Origin of the sequence: Actinomadura sp. NPDC049382, from assembly GCF_040677125.1 — a bacterium.
Lineage (GTDB): Bacteria > Actinomycetota > Actinomycetes > Streptosporangiales > Streptosporangiaceae > Spirillospora > Spirillospora geliboluensis.
In genome coordinates this window covers 14,148-36,925 of sequence record NZ_JBFARO010000044.1, presented here as the reverse complement: position 1 = coordinate 36,925, position 22,778 = coordinate 14,148, and the positions used below count along the sequence as shown (strand labels likewise).

Annotated in this window: 16 protein-coding genes; 8 read left to right on the top strand and 8 right to left on the bottom strand. The window is 72.0% G+C overall.

The genetic code is table 11. The features are described from left to right. Positions 1 to 9: 9 nt before the first annotated feature. Both AB0K34_RS24620 and AB0K34_RS24615 read left to right on the top strand, forming a co-directional pair. Positions 10 to 834 carry an SRPBCC family protein gene (locus tag AB0K34_RS24620; RefSeq protein ID WP_364551073.1) on the top strand — a complete coding sequence of 275 codons (825 nt, stop codon included), beginning with the start codon at positions 10 to 12 and terminating at the stop codon, positions 832 to 834. A 145-nt stretch (positions 835 to 979) separates the two neighbouring features. Continuing rightward, positions 980 to 1,681, top strand: coding sequence for a class I SAM-dependent methyltransferase (locus AB0K34_RS24615; RefSeq protein ID WP_364551071.1), 702 nt, complete (start codon positions 980 to 982; stop codon positions 1,679 to 1,681). A 45-nt stretch (positions 1,682 to 1,726) separates the two neighbouring features. Here AB0K34_RS24615 and AB0K34_RS24610 read toward each other — a convergent pair whose 3' ends face one another. The 4 genes from AB0K34_RS24610 to AB0K34_RS24595 form a co-directional block, all read right to left on the bottom strand. Then, positions 1,727 to 5,266, bottom strand: coding sequence for a bifunctional glycosyltransferase family 2 protein/CDP-glycerol:glycerophosphate glycerophosphotransferase (locus AB0K34_RS24610; protein WP_364551069.1), 3,540 nt, complete (start codon positions 5,264 to 5,266; stop codon positions 1,727 to 1,729). A gap of 60 nt (positions 5,267 to 5,326) precedes the next feature. Beyond that, positions 5,327 to 8,761: a CDP-glycerol glycerophosphotransferase family protein gene (locus tag AB0K34_RS24605; protein WP_364551067.1), complete on the bottom strand. Its 3,435-nt coding sequence runs from the start codon at positions 8,759 to 8,761 to the stop codon at positions 5,327 to 5,329. A gap of 122 nt (positions 8,762 to 8,883) precedes the next feature. After that, entirely contained in the window at positions 8,884 to 9,828 is a 945-nt protein-coding gene (locus AB0K34_RS24600; protein ID WP_364551065.1) for a LysR substrate-binding domain-containing protein, read from the bottom strand. A gap of 73 nt (positions 9,829 to 9,901) precedes the next feature. Further along, positions 9,902 to 11,356, bottom strand: a complete 1,455-nt coding sequence (locus AB0K34_RS24595; RefSeq protein WP_364551063.1) for a carotenoid oxygenase family protein — start codon at positions 11,354 to 11,356, stop codon at positions 9,902 to 9,904. Positions 11,357 to 11,427: 71 nt separating this feature from the next. Here AB0K34_RS24595 and AB0K34_RS24590 point away from each other — a divergent pair, with 71 nt between their 5' ends. From AB0K34_RS24590 to AB0K34_RS24580, 3 genes are all read left to right on the top strand, one after another. Then, entirely contained in the window at positions 11,428 to 12,063 is a 636-nt protein-coding gene (locus AB0K34_RS24590; RefSeq protein WP_364551061.1) for a TetR family transcriptional regulator, read from the top strand. 367 nt (positions 12,064 to 12,430) lie between these two features. Further along, positions 12,431 to 12,991, top strand: a complete 561-nt coding sequence (locus tag AB0K34_RS24585) for a peroxiredoxin (protein WP_138634512.1) — start codon at positions 12,431 to 12,433, stop codon at positions 12,989 to 12,991. A 69-nt stretch (positions 12,992 to 13,060) separates the two neighbouring features. After that, positions 13,061 to 13,603 carry a carboxymuconolactone decarboxylase family protein gene (locus AB0K34_RS24580; RefSeq protein WP_138634509.1) on the top strand — a complete coding sequence of 181 codons (543 nt, stop codon included), beginning with the start codon at positions 13,061 to 13,063 and terminating at the stop codon, positions 13,601 to 13,603. Positions 13,604 to 13,673: 70 nt separating this feature from the next. Here the strand turns inward: AB0K34_RS24580 and guaA are convergent, their stop codons facing one another. Continuing rightward, entirely contained in the window at positions 13,674 to 15,287 is a 1,614-nt protein-coding gene (gene guaA / locus AB0K34_RS24575; protein WP_301174185.1) for a glutamine-hydrolyzing GMP synthase, read from the bottom strand. 239 nt (positions 15,288 to 15,526) lie between these two features. On the opposite strand from guaA, the gene AB0K34_RS24570 reads away from it, so the two are divergent. Next, positions 15,527 to 16,522, top strand: coding sequence for a zinc metalloprotease (locus AB0K34_RS24570; protein WP_364551058.1), 996 nt, complete (start codon positions 15,527 to 15,529; stop codon positions 16,520 to 16,522). 24 nt (positions 16,523 to 16,546) lie between these two features. Here the strand turns inward: AB0K34_RS24570 and AB0K34_RS24565 are convergent, their stop codons facing one another. After that, on the bottom strand, positions 16,547 to 17,275 hold the full coding sequence (locus AB0K34_RS24565; RefSeq protein ID WP_364551056.1) for a DNA alkylation repair protein: 729 nt from the start codon (positions 17,273 to 17,275) through the stop codon (positions 16,547 to 16,549). Between the two features lie 168 nt (positions 17,276 to 17,443). Here AB0K34_RS24565 and AB0K34_RS24560 point away from each other — a divergent pair, with 168 nt between their 5' ends. Then, complete coding sequence (locus AB0K34_RS24560; protein ID WP_364551054.1) at positions 17,444 to 18,337, top strand: zinc metalloprotease; 894 nt, start codon at positions 17,444 to 17,446, stop codon at positions 18,335 to 18,337. 66 nt (positions 18,338 to 18,403) lie between these two features. Here the strand turns inward: AB0K34_RS24560 and AB0K34_RS24555 are convergent, their stop codons facing one another. Next, the gene (locus AB0K34_RS24555) at positions 18,404 to 20,155 is read right to left on the bottom strand and encodes a GMC family oxidoreductase (protein WP_364551052.1); all 1,752 of its coding nucleotides are present in this window, start codon (positions 20,153 to 20,155) and stop codon (positions 18,404 to 18,406) included. A gap of 10 nt (positions 20,156 to 20,165) precedes the next feature. Further along, positions 20,166 to 21,746: a succinic semialdehyde dehydrogenase gene (locus AB0K34_RS24550; RefSeq protein ID WP_364551050.1), complete on the bottom strand. Its 1,581-nt coding sequence runs from the start codon at positions 21,744 to 21,746 to the stop codon at positions 20,166 to 20,168. Between the two features lie 274 nt (positions 21,747 to 22,020). Between AB0K34_RS24550 and AB0K34_RS24545 the strand changes: the two genes are divergently transcribed. After that, on the top strand, positions 22,021 to 22,758 hold the full coding sequence (locus AB0K34_RS24545) for a helix-turn-helix domain-containing protein (protein ID WP_364551048.1): 738 nt from the start codon (positions 22,021 to 22,023) through the stop codon (positions 22,756 to 22,758). Positions 22,759 to 22,778: the final 20 nt, after the last annotated feature.

Genomic DNA, 22,778 nt, shown 5'->3' with positions numbered 1-22,778 from the left:
ACTTTGCTCATGGAGCTCGACCACGAATTCACCGTCCCCGTACCGGTGGATCAGGCCTGGTCGGTGCTGCTCGACGTGGAGCGGGTCGCGGCCTGCATGCCGGGCGCGACGCTCGACTCGGTCGACGGCGAGGAGTACTCGGGGCGGATGAAGGTGAAGGTCGGCGCGATGACCATCACCTACCGCGGCACCGCGCGGATCGTCTCGGCGGACGAGGCCGGCCGCGCCGTGACGATGGAGGCCGCCGCGAAGGAGGCGCGCGGCTCCGGCACGGCGTCGGCGACCGTCCAGGCGCGGCTGCACGCCGAGGACGGCACCACGCGGGTGGCCGTGCACACCAAGCTGAACGTGACGGGGCGGCCCGCGCAGTTCGGCCGCAACATCCTGTCCGAGGTCGGTTCGAAGATCATCGCGCGGTTCGCGAAGGCGCTGGCGGCCGAGCTGGAGTCGTCCGGCGAGGCGGCCGGGGCCGCCGAGGCGCCGGCCGGGGCGGCCGAGGCGCCGGCCGGGGCCGCCGAGGCCCCCGCCAAGCCCGTCGCCGTGCCGGACCTGGAGCCGGAGGCGCCCGCGAAGCCGGCGGAGCCGGAGGACAAGCCGGGCCCCGTGAAGGCCACGGAGGAGGCCGCCGCCAGGGCCGAGGCGGCCGTCCCCGCCGCCGCGCCGGAGCGGCCCGCGCGGCGCCCGCTGCACGTGGCGGACGAGGAGGACGCGATCGACCTGCTGGAGGTCGCGGGGCCCTCGGTCGCCAAGCGGGCCGTCCCGGCGCTCGGCGGGCTGGTCGCGCTGCTGCTCGCCATCCGGTTCCTCGTGCGACGGCGCCGCCGCAAGCGCTGACGCCGGGACCGGTCTGCGGGGCCGGTCAGCAGGGCCGGTCGGCGGAGGGCCGAGCGCAGGGGCGGGGTCAAGCACGGGTCAACGATCCGCCCGCGTACGGCGACGACGGTGGAACGCGCCGCCGCCGATGCCGTCGGCTTGTCCCGTGGACACGATCGAGCTCCAGCGGGTCGCGCGGATCGAGAACGACAACTGGTGGTACCGCGAGCGGCGGGACGTCCTGACCGCGGAGCTGCTGCGGTTCAGCATGCCGGGGACGGCCGTCGACATCGGCTGCGCGTCCGGCGCGGCCTGCCGGGTCCTCGCCGAGCACGGCTGGCGCGCGACGGGCATCGACCTGAGCCCGGACGCGGTGTCCCTGGCGCGCGCGCACGGCACCGAGGCGTACGAGGGCGACGCGCGCTACCTGCCGCTGCCGCCGTCCGAGTACGACCTGGCGCTGGCGCTGGACGTCCTGGAGCACATCGAGGACGACGCGCGCGCGGCGGCGGAGATCGCCCGGGTGCTGCGGCCGGGCGGCGTCGCACTCGTGTCCGTGCCGTGCGACATGGCGCTGTGGTCGGCCCATGACGTCGCTGTCGGCCGCGTCCGCCGCTACACCCGCCGGGCGCTCACCGAGCTGGTCGAGGGCGCCGGACTGGTGCTGGAGGGGCTGTGGAGCCGGGGCGTGGTGCTCCGGCCGCTCCTGCGCCGGTTCAGGCACCGGACGGCCCGCCGCGAGGACCTCGCCCCGCTGCACCCGCTCGCCAACGAGGCGCTGCGGCTGTCCGCCGCGCTGGAGCGGCGGCTGCCGCTGGGCGGCTGCCCCGGGACCTGGCTGTTCGCGCGGGCCCGCCGCCCCGGCTGACCCGTCACGCGCCCTCCGTCACGGGCCCCCGTCACGCACGCCCCGTCACGCGCTCCCGTCGCCGAAGAGGCGGTCGACGACCCTGGCCGCCGCCTTCCCGTCGTCGTGCGGGCAGTACTTCACGAAGAAGCGGTCGTAGGCGTCCGCGTACTGCTCCTCGCTGCCGGGCGCGGCCTTGACCGCCTTGGCGACCTCGGTCGGCGTCCTCACGAGCGGGCCGGGCGCCTCCGCCTCCAGATCGATGTAGAGGCCGCGCAGATGGTCGCGGTACCACTCCAGGTCGTAGGTGTAGAGGACGATGGGGCGCCCTAGGACGGCGTAGTCGAACATGGCGGACGAGTAGTCCGTGACGAGCACGTCCGCCGCCATGTAGAGCTCGGCCACGTCGGGGTAGCGGGTGACGTCGATGACGAAGTCGTCCGTCACCACAGGGGCCTTGTCCGTGACGGCGTGGTGGGCCCGCAGGAGGACGACGTGGTCGTCGCCCAGGACCTGGCGCATGGCGTCCATGTCGAGTGCGAGCGAGAAGCCCTGCTTGCCGGGGGCGTGGCGCCGGTCGTCCCGCCAGGTCGGGGCGTACAGGACGACCTTCTTGCCGTCAGGGATCCCCAGGCGCTTGCGTATGCCCGTCCCGATGTTCTCCCACTCGGGGTTGCTGAGGACGTCGTTGCGCGGGTAGCCCGCCTCCATGACCTCGCCCTCGTAGTGGAACGCCTGACGCATGACCTCGGTGGCGTACGGGCTCGGGGACAGCAGCAGGTCCCATCGCGGCACCTCCCAGTCCAGCCAGGGGCGCTGCTCGCTGCGCTGGTAGGGGACGTCCTTGAGGTCGTGGCCGATGCGCTTCAGCGGGGTGCCGTGCCAGGTCTGGACGTAGGTCTGGCCCTCACGCTTCATGTACCAGCCGGGGAGACAGTGGTTCGTGATGATGTGCCGTGCGCGCGCGAGCACGCGGTAGTGCTCGCGGGTTCCTTCCAGCACTGTCCTGGTCTTGGCGTCCTCTTGGGCGTCGATGGAGAACTGGCCGTCCTGGGTGACCCACACGCACTCCACGTCGGTGTTACGGCGTACGAGTTCCTCGTAGATGGCCCTGGGGCTACAGCTGTACTGGGTTCCGGCGTAGCTGCAGAAGACGGCGACGTCCGCCAGGGGGCTGCGCAGGTAGACGGGGTAGTCGCGCTGCCAGAGCTGCACCTGCGCGTGCCCGCCTCGCTCGTCGTCGCCGTAGGCGGGACGGCTGTGCAGTACCAGCGCATCGATCTGGTGGACGCCCACCTCGAACTCGTGCGTGCCGACGCGCCGCCAGGCGGGCAGAGCCGCGATCGCCTCGCGCTCGACGACGACCGCCACGTCCCCCTCGGTGGATCGCGCCAGCACGTCCCATGTGCCGCTGCTCAACGGCAGGTCCGTCCCGAAGACGGCCATGGCGGCAGGTGTGAAGGCCGCGGAGAAGTTGTCCTCTTCCCAGGTGACGGGGACGCGCTGCTCGTCGCCGGACCTGCGCCGCCGGAGCACGAAATGGTCGGGGCGGTTCTCGGGGTCGGCGAAGTCGCCGTGCAGCGTGAGCCGTCCGTCGGCGTCCCACTCGGCCGTCCGGACGACCGGGCGGACGCTGCGCTCGACGCCGCGCAGGTTGCCGAACGCCGTCCGCGTCAGCGCGAACTCCCTGCGCCCGCCGCCGGCGGCCGCGGGCAGCAGGCAGCGCACGGGCTTGACGTTGCTCGCGACGGTGAGCCGCAGCGGGCCGCCCTCGCCGGTCAGCCGGACGTCCCAGTCGATGGCGTCCCGCAGGTGCGCCTGGCGGGGCGCGGGGCCGTCCCGCAGGGAGGACAGGAACTCCAGCGGCAGCCGGGCGGTGAAGTCGAAGCCGGTGCCCTCCGCCATCCGCAGGACGGACGACTGGCGCAGCGTCACCTCGCCGCGGACCTCCTCCCCGCCGTGCCGGCGGGCCGCGACCATGGCGGCGCCGGCGCCGAGGGCGCGCCGCGTCCAGCCGGACAGTTCGAGCGCGTCCCCGTCGACGCGGATGCGGGTGAGGACGGCCTTGGCCCGCTTGACGTGGACCACGAACAGGTCGTCGTCACCGGCGGCGGGCTGGACGGCGACGTGCTCGTCCACCTGCCGCGCCGCCGTCCAGCGCACGGCCGGGGCGGTCGCGGTGAGCCGCTGCGCCGCCCTGCGCCCCGCCGTGGAGACCTCGGCGAACAGCTCGTAGGTGGCCGTCCGCCACTCGTCGCCGTCCAGCAGGTACTCCGGCTCCACCCGCGCGGTGAAACCGGACCAGTCGTAGGACACGGCCGACTGGCCTGACGCCGCCGTGACGTCCGGGCGGCGGACCCGCTCCACCGGCAGCCGGATCTCCCGCCCGGTCTTCGCGTCCCGCATCCAGAGCCGGATGCGGGAGTCCGCCTCCGACGACACCTCGAACCGGTCGAAGCGGGCGTGCCCTTGGATGATGAGGGTGTCGACGTCCCATTCGACCCCGTCGACGTCCGCCAGCAGGCCGATCTCCTCGGTGACCTCGTACACGGCCTCGGGGATGCGGAGCTCGGCGTCCTCGTAGAACGGGTAGCGGGCGTACCAGCGCGGACGCAGGCGCCCCTTGGACACGACCGGAACGTCCTGGAGGCCGTTCGCCTCGAAGCGGAGCACGTCGAGCAGTTCGGGCACCTTCCGCTCGCTGAGCAGGTGCAGTTCCAGGCGCCGGATCGCCTCCAGCCCGGCGGCGGCCGAACGGTCGGCGTCGGCGACGACCTCCGCGCCGAGCTTGACCAGGCGCTCGCGCTCCTCGTCGGTGGCGCCCGGCAGGGCGAGCATCAGCTCGCGCACGTCGAGGTCCAGCGCGTACATGTCGTGGACGGCGAGAAGCTCCGGCGCGTGGTCGTGGACGTAGTTCCGCACGGCGGCGAGGGTCGCCATCCGGTGGGTGATGTGGGCCGAGTCGGGACGGAGCCGCGTGGCCGTTCCCGGGCGGTCGCGCCAGTAGTAGACGGTCGTGTCCAACACGTCCACGAGGGAGGCCAAGAGCTGGGTCTGGACGGCGACCAAGGCGTCCTGGTCCGTGCCCAGTTCGAGGTTGTGCGCGTCCCAGAACGAACGGCGGTAGACCTTGTTCCAGAGCATCCGGTCCTGGAGGAGGGCGGGGTGCCGGGTCACGTGCGTCGACCGCATCGTCTTCGCGTAGGGCTCGCTGTGCAGCGGGGACTGCCACACCTGCTCCTCGTCCAGGCACATGACGTTTCCGCCGGCGATGTCCGATCCGGTGGAGTCCAGGGTGCCGACCAGCAGCTCGTAGGCGTAGGGCGGGAGCGCGTCCTCGCCGTCCGCGAACGCCAGGTACCTGCCCTTGGCCTGTTCGACGCCGGCGTCACCGGCGGGTGCGTCGGGGCCGGGCCGCAGCAGCGTGAAGCGGTCGTCGCGCCCGGCGAACTCCTCGGCGACGGCGACGTCGCCGCCGTCGGCCGCGTCGTCCACCATGAGCACCTCGACGTCGCGCAACGTCTGCGCGGCGAGCGACTCCAGGCACTCGGCGAGGCGGCCGCCGGTGCTGCGGAACGGGACGACGATGCTGATCTGCGGGGACACGAGCGACTCCGTGATGGGGTGGAAGCGGGGTGAGCGAGGTGGTGCGGCGGGCGGCCGGGGTCAGCGCAGCACGCGGTCGAGGACGCGGGCGGCGGCCTGGCCGTCGTCGTGCGGGCAGTACCGGGCGGTGAACGCGGCGCGCGCGTCCCGGAACCCGGCGTCGAGCGCGGCCGGGTCGCGCAGCGCCTCGACGACCTCCCGCGACGTCCGCAGCAGCGGCCCGGGGGCCTCCGCGTCGAAGTCGAAGTAGAAGCCGCGCACGTGGTCGCGGTAGCGCTCCAGGTCGTAGGCGAAGAACACCATCGGCCGGCCGGTGACGGCGAAGTCGAACATGGACGACGAGTAGTCCGTGACGAGCACATCGCAGATCAGGAAGAGTTCGGAGATGTCGGGGTAGACGGACACGTCCATCACGCAGTCGCCCGGCCGCAGCTTCGGCCGGTCGGTGACGAGGTAGTGCGTGCGCAGCAGCAGGACGTGGTCGCGGCCGAGCGCGGCCCGGAACTGGTCGAGGTCGAGTTCGAGGCTGAACGCGCGCTTTCCGATGGCGTGGTGGAAGTCGTCCCGCCATGTGGGCGCGTACAGCACGACCCGCTTGTGCCCGGGGATGCCGAGCCGCCGCCTGACCGCCGCCGCGATCTCTTCGCGGTGCGGGCTGTTCAAGATGTCGTTGCGGGGATAGCCGCTCTGGAAGACGTCACCGCCGTAGCGGAACGCCCGCCGGAACAGCGGCACGGAGAACGCGTTCTGCGCGAGGAGCAGATCCCACTGGGGGACGTCGTACTCCATCCAGTCGACGCCCTCAGTGCGCTTGAAGGGCATCTCCTTGACGTCATAGCCCAGCTTCTTCAGCGGCGTGCCGTGCCAGCACTGCACGTACGTCTGGTCTTCGCGTTTGATGAACCAGTCCCTCTGCGACCAGTTGCCGAACACGTAGCGCGCGCGGGCGAGCGCCTCGTAGTGCTCCCGCGTGCCGACCAGGACGGTGCGGGCACCCGCCGGACGGCCGAACTGCCCGTTCTCGGTGACCCACACGCATTCCAGGTCGGTTCCGCGCCGCCGCAGCTCGTCGTAGATGCCGCGCGGATTGCACGAGTACTGGCGTCCCCGGTACGCGTCGAACACGGCGAGGTCGCGCACGGGCAGGTTGAGGTGGCGTCTGTAGTGCCCGGACCGTATCCGGCTCTGCGCGTAGGCCCCGCGCTCGTCGTCGTCCAGCGCGGTCTCGACCCGCAGCAGCAGCTGGTCGGTCTTCTGGACGCGGACGGTGATGCGGTGAAGGCCCGCCTCGAAGGGCTCCGGCAGGGCGCGCAGGCTGTGGCGCCTGATGACGACCGGCTGCTCCTGCCCGCCGACGGTCGCGAGGACGTCCCAGCGGCCGGCCACCAGAGGACGCGACAGCCCGAACACGGGCATGCGCGCGGGTGCGAACTTCGCGGTGAAGCGGTCGCCGTCCCACAGCAGCCCGACGGCGTGCTCCTCGGACGAGCGCCGCCGCCGCAGCGTCAGGGAGTCGGGCCGTCCGACGCGGTCCGTGCACGTCCCCGCCAGGTGCAGGGCGCCCTCGGGCGACCAGGACACCTCGTCGACGATGAGGGCCCGCCCGCGCACGACGATCCGCAGCGTGCTCCGCCGCGTCCTGGCGATCTCCAGCTCGCCGCCGGGGAAGGGCAGCCCGGTCCCGGCCGCGTCGGCGTCCAGGTACGGCTTGACGCCGCCCGGCAGGGCGATCTCCCAGTTCCCCTCCCGCCGGACCAGCCCGGCGACCGGCAGCCGGGCCCGGAACCCCTCGCCGCCGACGCTCTCGACCGGGCCCGTCACGGTGGCCCGGCCCGCCTTCGGCGTCGCGGTGACGCGCGGCTCGTCGCCGAGCGGGGCGCGGGTCCAGCCGTCCAGGCACAGCTCGCCGCCCTCCAGATGGCAGCCGACGACCGCGGCGGGCGTCCGCCGCACCTGCACGGTGAACCGGTGCCGCCCGGCGACGCCCTGCACGCGGACGCCCGGCGCGCACTCAAGGTCGTCCGGCCACTGCCGGGGGGTGAGGCGCGGGTTGCCGAGCGTGGCGCGGCGCCGCAGCCCCCGGTTGACGATCTCCACGCACGGCACCCAGTCGACGTCCCGCCAGCGCCCGAACATCTTCAGCGCCGCCGGGTCGATCTCGGCGGCGAAGCCGGACCAGTCGTAGGACACCGCCGACTGCCGCGACCGGGCGGTCACGTCCGGCCGCCGGACCCGGGTGACCGGCACGCGCATGAGGCCGCGCTTGTTCGCCGCCACCAGCCACAGCCGGATCCGGGACCCGTCCTCGGTGGAGGAGTCCAGGTGCCGGATGTAGGCGTGCCCCTCGATGCGGAGCCGCCCGTCCACCCAGTCGGCGCGGTCGACGGCCGCGACCGGCGTCAGCTCGTCCGTCACGTCGTAGACGTGCGCGGGGACGCCCCGCTCCTCATCCTCGAAGAACGGGAACTCGGCGTACCAGCGGTGCCGCAGGCCGCGCCGGACGCGCGGCGCGTCCGCCACCCTCCGCAGCCGGACGAACCGCAGCACCTCCAGCAGTTCCGGCAGCATCCGGCGGCAGAGCAGGTGCAGTTGCAGGCGCATGATCGCGGGCTGCCGCTTCAGCACGCGCGGGCCGATCCGGCGCGCCAGCGCGGCGCCCGTCGCGACGAGTTCCTCGCGGTGCTCGTCCGGCGTCCTGGGGAGGGCCTCCAGGAGGATGCGGAGGTCGATCTCGATGAGGGAGTGCTCGTCGTAGGCGTTCAGGAACTGGGGCGCGTACTCGGCCATCGCCTCCCGCAGCGCGGACGCGGACGCGAACCGCTGCTGGATGTTGTCCCGGTCATGGCGGTCGCCGGTGATGGACCCCGGCCGCCTGCGCCAGTAGTAGACCGTCTCACTGAGGACGTCCACGGAACGGGCCAGCGCGTGCGCGCGCGCCATGACGGGAGGGTCCTCGTAGAAGCCGGTGGGGAACTCCAAGGCGGCCTTGTCCCAGAAGGCACGCCGGTACACCTTGTTCCACGGCGTGCGGTCGCGCATGAGGACCGGCTTGGACGACACGTGCGTCCGCAGGCACGTCTCCGTGAACACACCGTCGTGCAGGGGCGACTGCCACGTGCGTTCCTCGTCCATGCGCTGGACGTTGCCGCCCGCCATGTCGGAACCCGTCCGGTCCAGGGACGCGACGAGCCGCGTATAGGCGTCCCGGTCCACGACGTCGTCGGCGTCGGCGAAGGCCAGGTACTCGCCCCGCGCCTGCCGCACCCCCGCGTTGCGGGCCGTCCCGGGACCTTCCTGCTCACGCATGAACAGGCGGAACCGGGGGTCGCGGGCGCACATCTCCTTGGCGATGACGGCGCTGCCGTCGGTGGACCCGTCGTCCACCAGGATCACCTCAAGGTCGCGCAGCGTCTGACCGGCCAGCGACTCCAGGCACTCCTGGAAGTACTCCTCGATGTTGTGGAACGGCACGACGACGCTGAGCTTCGGGGACATGGGGCCTCCTCCTCGCCCCACAGAGCATGGTGACGTTACGCCACCACATGAACACGCATCGCCATTGCCGTCCCGTCCCCTGACGCAGACTTGACCTCACCTGGCCGCGATTTACCGCAGCCTTACGCTTCGGCGCTTGACCCGCCGGGACGGACCCCGTCGGCCACCCCGGAGTCGGCGACGGCGCCGCGGACGCTCTCCGCGAGCGCCTCGAACTCGTCCGCGCGCGGCGACGTCGACCGGAATCCGAGCCCGATCCGGCGGAACGGCGCCGGCGCCGCGAACCGGTGCAGGCCGAGGTTCGGCGCCCGGCGCGTCTCCACCGGCAGCGCCGTCTCCGGGACGAGCGTCACGCCGAACCCGCCCGACACGAGCTGGACCAGCGTCGCCAGGCTCGTCGCGTAGGTCGCGGCGGCGGCGCGCGCGCCGACGTCCCGGCAGATGTCCAGGGCCTGGTCGCGCATGCAGTGGCCCTTGTTGAGCAGCAGGACGTCGAGGTCGTTCAGCGCCTCGCGCGGGACCTCCTCGTCGCCCAGCTCGAACCCGGGCGGCGCGACGAGCACGAAGTCCTCGTCGTACAGGACGATCTCCGCGACCCCGTCCGCGGCGACGGGCAGCGCCAGCAGCACCACGTCGAGGCGTCCGGCGAGCAGTTCGGCGACGATGTGCTCGGTCTGCTCCTCGTGGACCGACAGCTCCAGGTCGGGGAACTCCTTGGCGAGCCTCGGCAGGACCAGCGGGAGCAGGTACGGCGCGACGGTCGGGATCACGCCGACCCTGAGCGGCCCCACAAGCGTCCCTTGGACGGCCTTGACCTCGTCTACCAGGCGGTCCAGTTCGGCTAGGACGACCTCCGCCCGCCGTGCGACCCGCTCTCCCGCCGGGGTCAGCAGGACCTTGCGGGTCGTCCGTTCGACCAGCCGGGTGCCGAGGGTGTCCTCCAGCGCGGCCACGGCTCCGGACAGCGCGGGCTGGCTCATGCGCAGCGCGGCGGCGGCGTCCCTGAAGTGCAGATGCTCGGCGAGCGCAAGGAACGCCCGCAACTGCGCCACCGTCGGTCTGCTCATCGCCATCTCGACCGAACGGTATCGAACCGCCATTACGAAGAGTGATGCGGCCCTGGTCAAACGGCCGTGGCGTTCACCACAGCGGGAGGCGGCCGGGGTGCGGGATGGGGGCGCCGGGGTCGGCGACACGGCTCGTGAACGTGCCGTGGAAACCGAACGGAAGGTGGTGCCTCAGCTTCAGCGCGGCGACGCTCTCCAGGCCGCGAGCGTCCAGGATGGTGAGCTGCGACCGGTGTTCTGCGGCGAGGTACACCACGGCCAGCAGCCAGCCGTCGTCCTCGGCCGCGTCGGGCGAACGGGGCACGAAGATGGGCTCGCCCACGTACGCGTGCGGCCCGACCTCATGGGTCTCTGTACGGCCGGTGTCGTTGTCGACTTTCAGGACCTGGTCGTACTGACCTTCGGAACCCGTCCGTCCAGCCATGTAGGTGTACCGGTGCCTGCGCGTGGAGCGACGCCAGTCGTACTGCGGGAACTCGCCGGTCACGTCGGCCAGCGGCGTCTCGATCACGCGTCCCGATGGCGTGATCCGGTACCGCATCAGCCGGCTGGACGGCAGCCCGGGGAAGCGCGCGCGGAAGCCGGTGAGGTCGCGCCTGATCGCCTCGTAGTCGTCGAACTGCACCAGGTCGACGACGGTGTCCGCGCCGTCCTCGAAGGCGTTGGCGACATGGAGGTGGACGAGCGTCTCGTGCTCCACGATCCGCGCGGGGCCGCCGTCACGGGGCACGAGCACGAACCGGGTGCCCTTCTCCGGGCGGTGCCTGATCGCGTCGAAGACGGGCCCGCCGCGCAGCATCGTGCGCACGTCGAACATGTACGGGTCCAGGACGAAGACCATGTGCCGCGCGGTCAGCGCCACGTCGTGGTTCCAGGGCAGGTCCAGCATCCGCACCGTGGCGAGCCGGCGCATCCGGCCCCGCCGGTCGACCTTCCAGCAGTTCAGCGAGGGGAACGGCACGAACTCCTGGCCGAAGTTGAACATCTCCCCGGTCGCCGGGTCCCACTTGGGGTGGGCGGAGAACGCCTTGAGCATGCCCCGGAGCCGGCCGCGGAAGTCGTCGACGCCGAGGGTCTCCAGGGTGTCGGGGTCGAGCCGGTACGGCGGCCCGCCCTCCCAGAGGGCCAGCAGCCGCTCGGCGTGCACCGCGATCCCGGTGTTGGCGGCGTTGGCGGGGCCCTTCGACTTCGCGAAGTTCGTCCAGAAACCGCCGGGGAGGGCCGTCCCGACGCCGGGCTTCCGGGCCCGGCCGGCGACCATGCCGTCCCGGAACTGCGGCGTCCGCACGTAGCGGTTGCGGAACCGCACCGAGCGCCCGTCGAAGGCGAACTGGGCCACCATCCCGTCGCCGTCGAACAGGTGGTGCATCAGGGTGCGCCCGACCTCCCACTTCCCGGGGCCGATCCGGTACAGCGTCCCGGTGAGCCCGGACGGGAGCTCCCCGTCGATCTCGTCGACGGCGTAGTCGTGCTCGTGCATCAGCGGGGTGAAGATCTTCCCCATGTCCGGAGCGGTGGTCAGGGCCATGGCGGCCTCCATCTGGCTACATCCGTTTCCAGAAACGTAGGATCTGGCAACGGCTGTGTCAAGATTGCGGGGTGAGTTCCCGCACCTACGGCGGCGTCACCGCCGAGCGCCGCCGCGCCGACCGCCGCGCGGCACTCCTGGAGGCCGCGCTCGACCTGCTCGGCACCGAGGGCCTGCCCGCGACCTCCGTACGCGCCGTCTGCGCGCGCGCCGGGCTCAACCCGCGCTACTTCTACGAGAACTTCACCGACCTGGACGCCCTGCTGACCGAGGTCTACGACCGCATCGTCACCGAGATCACCGAGGCCGCCGCCCGCGGCGTCGCCGCCGCCGGGTCCGGCGCCGGGCTCCGCGCGACCGTCCGCTCCGCCGCCGTGGAGGCCCTCGCGGTCGGCGCCGCCGACCCCCGCAAGGTCCGCGTGGCGCTGATCGAGGCGCCCGCCAGCCCCGTCCTGCGCGCGCGCCAGCGCGCCGCGCTCCGCCACAACACCCGCCAGGTCATCGACTACGCGCGGACGTTCTACGACGTCCCCTCCGCCGCCGACGCACAGATGCGCTTCACCGCCACGATGCTCGTTGCGGGCTGGAGCGAGAACCTCATCGCCTGGCTGGACGGCGAGCTCGACGCCGCCCCGTCCGACCTGGCCGACATGTTCGCCGACGCGGCCGAGGCCCTCGCGACCCACGCCGCCGCCCGCGCCCGCTGACCACGGGGTCACCGGGGCGATCGCGACACCTCTCCCGAGGTGAGTCGTTAGTCACCTGTTGTGCACGGAAAGCCGAACGCCCTAAACTTGCGCGCTACGCAGTGTTAAGCCCGATTTGTGGCGAGTCTGTGTGATTTACGTCTACCGCTCGTCCGGGCGGCGTTTTCCGGGTGCGACATCTCCGCTGGTCACCGCGGTGCACTCGGGATTGATAGGCGATGCCTATCGCATTCGTGGGATTTATCGATTTCTCTTTTTGATCGAGCGGCGGCACTCTGAGTGACATCGGCCGCCGAGGCGGAAACCCCGCGGCCCTCCTGCGCCTCCTCATGCGGAGGCGACCCTTTCTCATGACGAAGGAGCATGCGTGCTTACTGTCGGTGACCAGTTCCCCGAGTACGAGCTCACCGCCTGCGTCTCGCTGGACGCCGAGAACGCGTTCGAGACGATCAACCACAAGTCCTACGAGGGCAAGTGGCGCGTCGTCTTCTTCTGGCCGAAGGACTTCACCTTCGTGTGTCCGACCGAGATCGCCGAGTTCGGCCGCCTCAACGAGGACTTCGCCGACCGCGACGCCCAGGTGCTCGGCGCGTCCGTCGACAACGAGTTCGTCCACTTCGCGTGGCGCAAGGACCACCCGGACCTGCGCGAGATCCCGTTCCCGATGATGTCCGACCTCAAGCGCGAGCTGAGCGAGGCCCTCGGCATCCTCACCGCGGACGGCGTGGCGCAGCGCGCGACGTTCATCGTCGACCCGAACAACGAGATCCAGTTCGCGATGGTGACCGCCGGGTCCGTCGGCCGCAACGTCAAGGAGGTCCTGCGGGTCCTCGACGCGCTGCAGAGCGACGAGCTGTGCCCCTGCAACTGGAACAAGGGCGAGGACACCCTCGACGCGACCAAGCTGCTGGCCGGCGCCGGCGCCTGATCCCCCCTCGTTCGTCGACGGCCGGCCGCGTCGCGCGGCCGGCCGTTCGCATGGAAAGGACACTTGATCATGAGCGTTGACGCGCTGAAGGGCGCCCTCCCGGGCTACGCCAAGGACACCAAGCTCAACCTGGGCTCGCTGACCTCCACCTCCCAGCTCACCGAGCAGCAGCTGTGGGGGACGGTCCTGGCCTGCGCCCTCGCCACCCGGAGCGCCGTCGTCATCCGCGAGCTGGCCGAGGAGGCGGGCGACTACCTGACCGCCGAGGCGTTCGAGGCGGCCAAGGGCGCCGCGTCGATCATGGCGATGAACAACGTGTACTACCGCGCCACCCACCTCATCGGGGACGAGACGTACGCGACGCTGCCCGCCAAGCTGCGGATGTCGATCATCGGCCGGCCGGGCGTCGACAAGGTCGACTTCGAGCTGTGGTGCCTCGCCGTGTCCGCGATCAACGGGTGCGGGCGCTGCCTGGAGTCGCACGAGAAGGTCGTCCGCGAGGCCGGCCTGTCCCGCGAGCTCGTCCAGGAGGCGCTGCGGATCGCCGCCGTCGTCAACGCGACGGCCGCGACCCTGGACGCCGAGGCCGCGCTGGCCCCCGCGACCGTCTGACCCGGAACATGCGGAAGGCCCGGACGGTGCGCCGTCCGGGCCTTCGGCCGTTCGGGTCACGCCCGGCCGCTCACTCCCACTCGATGGTGCCCGGGGGCTTGGACGTGATGTCGACCGTGACGCGGTTGATCTCGCGGACCTCGTTGGTGATGCGGGTGGAGATCCGCTGCAGCAGGTCGTAGGGCAGCTTCGCCCAGTCGGCCGTCATGGCGTCCTCGCTGGTCACCGGGCGCAGCACGATCGGGTGGCCGTAGGTGCGGCTGTCGCCCTGCACGCCGACCGAGCGGACGTCGGCCAGCAGCACCACGGGGAACTGCCAGATGTCGCGGTCGAGGCCGGCGCGGGTCAGCTCCTCGCGGGCGATGGCGTCGGCGTCGCGGAGGATGTCGAGGCGCTCGCGGGTGACGGCGCCGATGATGCGGATGCCGAGGCCGGGGCCGGGGAACGGCTGGCGCCAGACGATCTCGGTCGGCAGGCCGAGCTGCTCGCCCAGCGCGCGCACCTCGTCCTTGAACAGCGAGCGCAGCGGCTCGATCAGCGCGAACTGCAGGTCTTCGGGGAGCCCGCCGACGTTGTGGTGCGACTTGATGTTCGCGGCGCCGGTGCCGCCGCCCGACTCGACCACGTCCGGGTAAAGGGTTCCCTGGACGAGGAACTCGACCGGCTCGTCGGCGTCCTCCGCCTCATTCTGGGGGGACGACCCCCCAGACCCCCCGGAACCGCCCTGGACGATCTCGCGCGCGGCCTCCTCGAAGACGCGGATGAACTCGCGACCGATGATCTTGCGCTTCTGCTCGGGGTCGGTGACGCCGTCGAGCGCGGCGAGGAAGCGCTCCTGGGCGTCCACGACGTGCAGGTTCACCCCGGTGACGGCGACGAAGTCCTTCTCGACCTGCTCGGGCTCGCCCTTGCGCAGCAGCCCGTGGTCGACGAACACGCAGGTCAACTGGTCGCCGATGGCCCGCTGGACGAGGGCGGCGGCGACGGCGGAGTCCACCCCGCCCGACAGCGCGCAGATCGCCCGGCGGTCGCCGACCTGCTGCCGGACGGCCTCGATCGACTCCTCGGCGATGTTGACCATCGTCCAGTTCGGACGGCATCCGGCGCCTTCGTACAGGAAGCGGCGCAGGATCTCCATTCCGTGCTCGGTGTGCAGAACCTCCGGATGGAACTGGACGCCGAAGAAGCCGCGGTCCCGGTCCTCCATGCCGGCGACCGGCGTGACGTCGGTGCTCGCCGTCACCGTGAAGCCCGCCGGGGCGCTGCTGACGAAGTCGCGGTGGGACATCCACACCGCCTGCTCGTGCGGCAGCCCCGCGAACAGCATGCCCGGGGACGTGACGGCCACGGTCGCGCCGCCGTACTCGGCGATGTTGGAGTTCTCCACCGTCCCGCCGAGGGCCTGCGCCATCACCTGGTGGCCGTAGCAGATGCCGAGCGTCGGGACGCCGATCTCGAACAGCCCCTCGGGCGCCACCGGCGCGCCCTCCGCGTACACCGACGCGGGGCCGCCGGACAGGATGATCGCCTTCGGCCGCTTGGCCAGCATCTCCGCCGCCGGCATGGTGGACGGGACGATCTCGCTGAACACATGGCACTCGCGGACGCGCCGCGCGATCAGCTGCGCGTACTGCGCGCCGAAGTCGACGACGAGAACGGTGTCAAAGGACTGGTCTGCGGCCACCAACTAAGCCTTTCGCACGGCCGGAAGGGGCTTCCAGTCTACGGGCCCGCTGCCTGCGCCTATGCCCCGCACCCCCCGCCCGGTCGTCACATGGTGCGATTCACCGATAACGGTCGGCATCCATTTACCTTGATCACACTCATCGGGGCGCTGCGTTCTGATACGAGTTAATGACGCCCTGTAGTCGATCGCGCACGCCTGCATGGCTCCCGTCCGCAAGCGACCTCCCTAGGAGTGCCGTGAAGCTGCTCGCCGCCACCGCCCTGCTCGCCGCGCTCGTCCCGGCGGCGCCGTCCTTGCCGGCCGCGCCGGGGGGGCCGGCCACGCCGTCCGGGCCGCCCTCCGCCTCGCCCGTGCGCGCGGGCGCGGACGACTGCGGGCACCCGCAGGCGCGCCTGCGGTCGGGCTCCCACGGCCGCGAGCGCAACGACCTGACGCCCGCGCAGGCCGCCACCGTCGAGCAGCGCCTCAACCGCCTCCTCGACCGGCTCGGCCTCGGCCCGGTGGACGAGACCGGCGGCCAGTCGGACGCCGGCGACCTCCGCTCGGCGCCGCGGATCACGATCCCGGTGTTCTTCCACGTGATCCACGACGGGCAGCGCGGCAACGTCTCCACCGCCGCGATCAACCGCCAGATCGCCACCATGAACGCCTCCTACGGAGGACGGAACGGCGGCGCGGACACGCGCATCTCCTTCGCGCTCCGCGGGATCAGCCGCTCCGACAGCGCCGCCTGGTTCCAGGACCCGGAGCGCTACGAGGGCACGTACAAGCCGATGCTGCACCAGGGCGGCAAGGGCACGCTGAACCTCTACAGCACCTACATCGGCGGCGACCTGCTCGGCTGGTCGACGTTCCCGTGGAAGTACAAGACCGACCCCCAGATGGACGGCGTGACCATCCACTACGGCAGCATGCCGGGCGGCGCCATCGAGCACTTCAACAAGGGCTTCAGCGCCACCCACGAGGTGGGGCACTGGCTGGGGCTGTACCACACGTTCCAGGACGGCTGCGGCGGCCAGGGCGACCGGGTCGCCGACACCCCGGCCGAGCGCGAACCGTCGAACGGCTGCCCGACCGGCAAGGACACCTGCCCGTCCCCCGGTGCCGACCCGGTGCACAACTACATGGACTACAGCTACGACACGTGCATGACGTCCTTCACCGCGGGCCAGGGCGCCCGCATGCACAAGGTGTGGACGGCCTACCGCGCCGAGCGCGCCCAGCGTGCCTGACACGCCCAGCGCGTCCCGCCGCGTTCAGGACGGCCGCCCGCGCAGCCGGGCGGCCTCCTCCGCGGGGAGCCGCCGGACGGCCTCGCGCAGCGTCACGCCCGGGATGGCGTCCAGGCGGGGCTCCACCCACTTCACCACCCAGGACGGGTCCTTCTTGGAAAGCTCCCGGAGGACCCATCCCAGGGCCTTCCTGATGAAGAACTCGCGCTCGCCCAGCAGCGCGTCCCCGTACCGGCTGATTCGTTCCAGATCCGGGTCTCCCGCTCGGACGCCCGGCAGCAGCGCCAGGACGGCCGTACGCCGTATCCACATGTAGGGGTCGGCGACCCACGCGTCCAGTGCCGCCGCCAGGTCCGGGTACCGCACGACCAGGCCGCCGACAACCTTCTCCGCGAGATGGTCGACGTACACCCAGCTCGCCGAGTCGCGGATGAGCGCTTCGGCCACCCCCAGGTCGGGAGGCTCCAGCAGGGCCGCCCGCTTGACGAGCACGTCGATCGCCGCCATACGGGCCTCATGGACGGGACGTCCGTCGTCGGTGACGTCCCAGAGGAGCCGGACCAGGGACAGCACCTCTTCCCGCGTGGGCTTGCCCATGACCGCAGAAACGGCCACTTTGCGAAGCGCGGGCACGGTCACGCCGATGTGGACGAACTCGCTCTTCAGATAGCTCTTCTCGCTCTGCGCGCGCGCCGGATCGCCCTGGGCGCGCAACTCCGCCAGGACCCGCGCCGCCTCGGCCTCCACGTCCATGCGGGACACGCTACGCCGCCGCGCTACGGCGCCGTATTCAGCGTTATCCATTCCGATTCGTCCAGGTTTGCCAAAGACGTGATGTTTGTTCGCATTCACCCTTGTTGCAGCGATGACTCCGCTCCCCCCGCGCGCGCTCCCCCGCTCGCGCCGCCCCCAAGGAGTTCCATGAAACGCGCCGGAATCGCCACCGTCCTCGGCCTGGCCGCCGCCTTCACGGCGTACGCGCCCGCCGCCCCCGCCACCCTCGCCGCCCCGTCCACCGCGTCCAACGCCTGCGTGGAGCAGCCCGCGCAGGCCCGCGTCCGCGCCGGGGCCCACGCCACCGAACGGAACCAGCCGAGCGCGGCCAAGGTCGCCGCGATGGAGAAGGACTTCCAGAACCGCGTCGGCAAGCTCAAGAAGGCGCAAACGGCCGCGGCCATCACGGTCAGGGTGCACTTCCAGGTCGTCTACGGCAGCGCGGGCAACGTCTCGGACACGGTCCTGGGCCGGCAGCTCGACGTCCTCAACAACGCCTATTCGGGCAGCGGCGTCACGTTCACGCTGGCGGAGATCAGGCGTACGAACAACGCGGCCTGGTTCTCCAACCCGGAGGGCTATGAGAGCCAGATGAAGAACGCCCTGCACACGGGCAACGCGCAGGACCTCAACGTCTACACCGCCGACCTCGGCTCCAGCCTCCTCGGCTGGGCGACGTTCCCGAGCAGCTACCGCTCCCAGCCGTCGATGGACGGCGTCGTCATCCACTACCAGAGCCTGCCGGGCGGTTCCCTGGGCAACTACAACGAGGGCGACACCGCCACCCACGAGGTGGGCCACTGGATGGGGCTCTACCACACGTTCCAGGGCGGATGCGGCGGCCAGGGAGACCGCGTCTCCGACACCCCCGCCGAGCAGAGCCCCGCCTCAGGCTGCCCGACCGGGCGCGACACCTGCTCGTCCCCGGGCGCCGACCCGATCCACAACTTCATGGACTACAGCTACGACTCGTGCATGTACGAGTTCACGCCGGGCCAGAACGCGCGCATGCAGTCCCAGTGGGCCGCCTACCGCGCCTGACCCGAACACCCCTGTGAGCCCACCGCGAGCACTCTCGCGGTGGGCTCTCACCCTCTGGTGAAGGGATCAGGTGATGTCGACGATGGGCAGCTTCAAGGCCGCCGGAGCCGTGGCCGGGACGGCCGGGTTCTTCGGCAGGACGGGCCCTATGCGGCGGTAAGCCTCACCCAGGGCCGGGCGCGGGTCGTCCTCGGCCCGGTTAGGCCAGAACGACATCGCGCGCTCGGCCTGGGCCGTGATGGTCAGCGACGGGTTCACGCCCAGGTTGGCCGAGACGGCGGAGCCGTCCACGATGTGCAGGCCGGGGTGCCCGTAGACGCGGTGGTAGGCGTCGATGACGCCGGAGTCGGCGGAGTCGCCGATGGGGCAGCCGCCGAGGAAGTGCGCGGTCATCGGAACGTCGAACAGGTCGCCCCACGTGCCGCCCGCGATGCCGCCGATCTCCTCGGCGATCAGCCGCGTTGCCTCGTGGCCCTCCGGGATCCAGGTCGGGTTCGGCTCGCCGTGCCCGGCGGACGCGCGGACGTCCCAGCCGAACGGCCCCTTCTTCGGGCGCAGCGTGATCGAGTTGTCGCGGGTCTGCATGACCAGCGCGATCACCGTCCGCTCCGACCAGTGCCGCACGTCGAACAGCTGGATCAGGTCGCGGGGGCGCCGCACCACCTCGCGGGCGAACTTCCGCAGCCGGGGCGTGTGCCGCTCGCCCGGCCGGTCCCCGTCGACGAGGAGGGTCTGCAGCCCCGCGAGCAGGTTGGAGCCCCGCCCGTACCGGACGGGCTCGACGTGCGTGTCCGGGGCCGGGTGGAACGACGACGTGATCGCGACGCCCTCGGAGAAGTCGGGCCCCGGCTTCCCGTTGCCGCGCCCGCCGCCGAGGATCGCCTCGGAGTTCGTGCGGGTCAGGGCGCCGAGCCGGTCCGACAGGCGCGGCAGCGCGCCCGTCGCCTTGAGCTTGTGCAGCAGCTTCTGCGTCCCGTAGGTGCCGGCGGCGAACACGACCTGCCCGGTCGTGAACGTCTTGCGGTCGCGGCCGAACGAGCCGGTCCGCACGATCGCGACCTCGTACCCCCCGCCGGGCAGCGGCCGGACGGACGTGACGCGGCTCAGCGGCATCACCCGCGCGCCGGCCTTCTCCGCCAGGTAGAGATAGTTCTCCGTGAGCATGTTCTTCGCGCCGTGGCGGCAGCCCACCATGCACTCGCCGCACTCCAGGCAGCCGCGGCGGCGCGGGCCCGCCCCGCCGAAGTACGGGTCGGCGCTCTCGATCCCGGCGCCGCGCCCGAAGTAGACGCCGACCGGGGTCTTGACGAACGTGTCGCCCTTGCCCAACCGGTCGGCGACCCGCTTCATGACCTTGTCGGCCTCGGTCGTCGTGGGGTTCTGGACGACGCCCAGCATGCGCTTGGCCTGCTCGTAGTAGGGCGCAAGCTCGTCCTGCCAGTCGGTGATGTGCGCCCACTGCCGGTCCTTGAAGAACGGCTCCGGCGGGACGTACAGCGTGTTGGCGTAGTTCAGCGACCCGCCGCCCACGCCCGCGCCCGCGAGCACCATCACGCGGCTCGACTTCGCGCCCCGGATGAGGTGCATCCGCTGCATGCCGGTGAGGCCGAGCGCCGGCGCCCACAGGTAGCGGGCGATCCGCCAGTTGGTCTTGGGCAGCTGCGGGTACCGGGACCCGGGTGCGCCGGCCGGGTTCGTGTCGAAGCGGCGCCCCGCCTCGATCACGCCGACCTTGTACCCCTTCTCGGTCAGCCGCAGCGCGGCGACGCTGCCGCCGAACCCCGACCCGACCACCAGCACGTCGAAGTCATGCTTCACGGGCGCTTCCCTACTTGATCCGCAGCTTCTTCATGAGCCTGATGCCGTTCGCCATGTAGTCGGCGAACGTGTCGTAGCCGATGCCGGCGGGCGGTTCGAGGTCCATGAGGTGCTGGCTCGCGACGGTCTGCACCTCGGTGAACTTCAGCAGGCCCTCGGCTCCGTGGCGGCGTCCCACGCCCGACTGCTTCATCCCGCCCATCGGCGAGTCGTAGGAGGCGTACGCGGCGCCGTAGCCGTCGTTGATGTTGACCGTCCCCGCCTGGATGCGGGCGGCCAGCCGGCGGGCCCGCGCCGGGGACTTCGTCCACACCGACGCGTTCAGCCCGTAGTCGGTGTCGTTGGCGCGGGCGACGACCTCGTCCTCGTCCCGGTACTTGTAGACGGCGACGACGGGCCCGAACGTCTCGTTCGCGCACAGGTCCATGTCGCCGCTGACGTCCGCGAGGACGGTCGGCTCGTAGAACAGCGGGCCGACGTCGGGCCGCGCCTTGCCGCCGGCGAGGACGGTGGCGCCCTCCTCGACGGCCTGGTCGACGTGCCGGGTCACCGCGTCCAGCTGGCGCCGGTGGGTCAGCGAGCCCATCTCGGCCTCGAAGTCGAGGCCGGTGCCGAGCTTCATGCCCTTGACCAGCTCGACGAACCGGGGCACGAACCGGTCGTAGACGTCCTCGTGGACGTACATCCGCTCGATCGAGATGCACAGCTGCCCGGCGTTGGTGAAGCAGGCGCGGACGGCGCCGCGCGCGGCCCGCTCCACGTCGGCGTCCGCCATGACGATCATCGGGTTCTTGCCGCCGAGCTCCAGCGAGTAGCCGATCAGCCGGGGCGCGACCTTGGCCGCGATCGCCTTGCCGCCGCGCGTCGAGCCGGTGAAGGAGACGTAGTCGGCCTCCTCCAGCAGCGGGTCGCCGATCTCCGCGGGGTCGCCGACGACGATCTGCCAGAGGTCGCGGGGCAGTCCGAGCGAGATCAGCAGGTCCAGCACCCACAGGCTGGACAGGCAGGTCTGGGTGTCCGGCTTGTGGATCACCGCGTTGCCCGCCATCAGCGCGGGCGCGATGTCGCTGGCGCCCAGCGCGAAGGGGTAGTTCCAGGGGGCGATCAGCGCCACGACGCCCTTCGGGTGCCGCAGCTCCCGCACCCGCGTCAGCCCCGGCATCATGCCCTGCCGGCGCTTCGGCTTCAGCAGCCCCGGGGCCCGCCGGGCGTAGTACAGCGAGCACAGCGCCACGTCGAGGAACTCCTCCAGCGCGTGGCGGCGCGCCTTGCCCGTCTCCAGCTGGATGACGTCGAGGATCTCCGCGCGCCGGGCGACCAGCGCGTCCGCCAGCCGCAGGAACGGCTTGACCCGCTCGCCGGCCGGCAGCGCCGCCCAGGCCCGCTGCGCCTCCCGGGCGCGCGCGTACGCCTTGCGGACGTCGTCGGCACCGGAGATCGGGACGGTCGCGAGGGGCTCACCGGTGAACGGACTGGGGATCGTCGCGGTCTCGGAGCCGTCCGAGGCGACATGGGAGGCCAGCCGGTCGATCAGGGTCTGGGGGAGCGTGTGCTCTGCCGCGCCTTTGGCAGGGACCGTCGGGGATGCCATGCAGGCAGCGTATGACCACCCGCCCATTTTGGCTACCCGCAAGTAACGCGCTACTTGGAGTGATATGCCCCACCTGATCGCGTTACGTCCGTCCCCACCTGACAAGCCGCGCCGAACGGAGCGTTCCAACCGCCCGGACTTGCGCAACCGGGAGACTGACCATGCTCCGCCGGTGTATCCCCGAAGGAGAGAATCTCGGGCGCGCGTACCGCGGACGGAGGGACGGACCGCGCGCCCCGGTGCGCGCGGGTCTCGACACGGAGGGGAACAGCGAATGACGGACGCCCACGGCGACCAGCGGCCAGCGGCGGGGGCGACCGGCCGGCCGCCGTCCGGCGGCGGACCGCGCCCGCGCCGCGACCGGCGCGAGCAGACCCGCACCGCCCTGCTGGCCGCCGCCGAGCGGCTCTGGGCCGAGCGCGGCATCCACGGCGCCTCGCTGGACGACATCGCGGCGGCCGCGGGCCTCACCAAGGGCGCCGTCTACTCCAACTTCGCGGGCAAGACCGACCTGCTGCTGGCCCTGATGGAGCGCATCACCAGCGACCGCACCGGCCCGGAGGTCTGCGACGAGCTCCGGGCCGCCGAGCGGGACGCCGCCCGCGACGCCGCCCGGGAGGCCGCCGTCACCGGCCGCCCGCCCCGCCGCGGCACCGCCGACGACCGCCCCCGCCGCCTCGCGCTGCTGCTCGTCGAGTTCTGGCTCTACGGCATGCGCGACTACGCCGCCGGCTGGCGCATCGCCGACTGGTACGCCGAGCGCCGCGACCGGCTCGCCCGCGAACTCGAACCCGCCGACGGCGGCGGGCCGGCCGAAGACACCGCCGGGGAGGGCGGTGCCGGAGAGGGCGGCGCCGACCGCATCGGCCCCGCCGACCGCGCCGCCCTCACCATGGCCCTCGACTTCGGGCTGGCCTTCCAGCACCTGCTGGACCCGGCCCGCGTCCCCGCCGACCTCTACGCGACCGGCAAGAGCCTGGTGCAGGCGCCCCGCCCCGACCGGCCCGCCTGAGCGCGGCGCCGGCCGGGGCG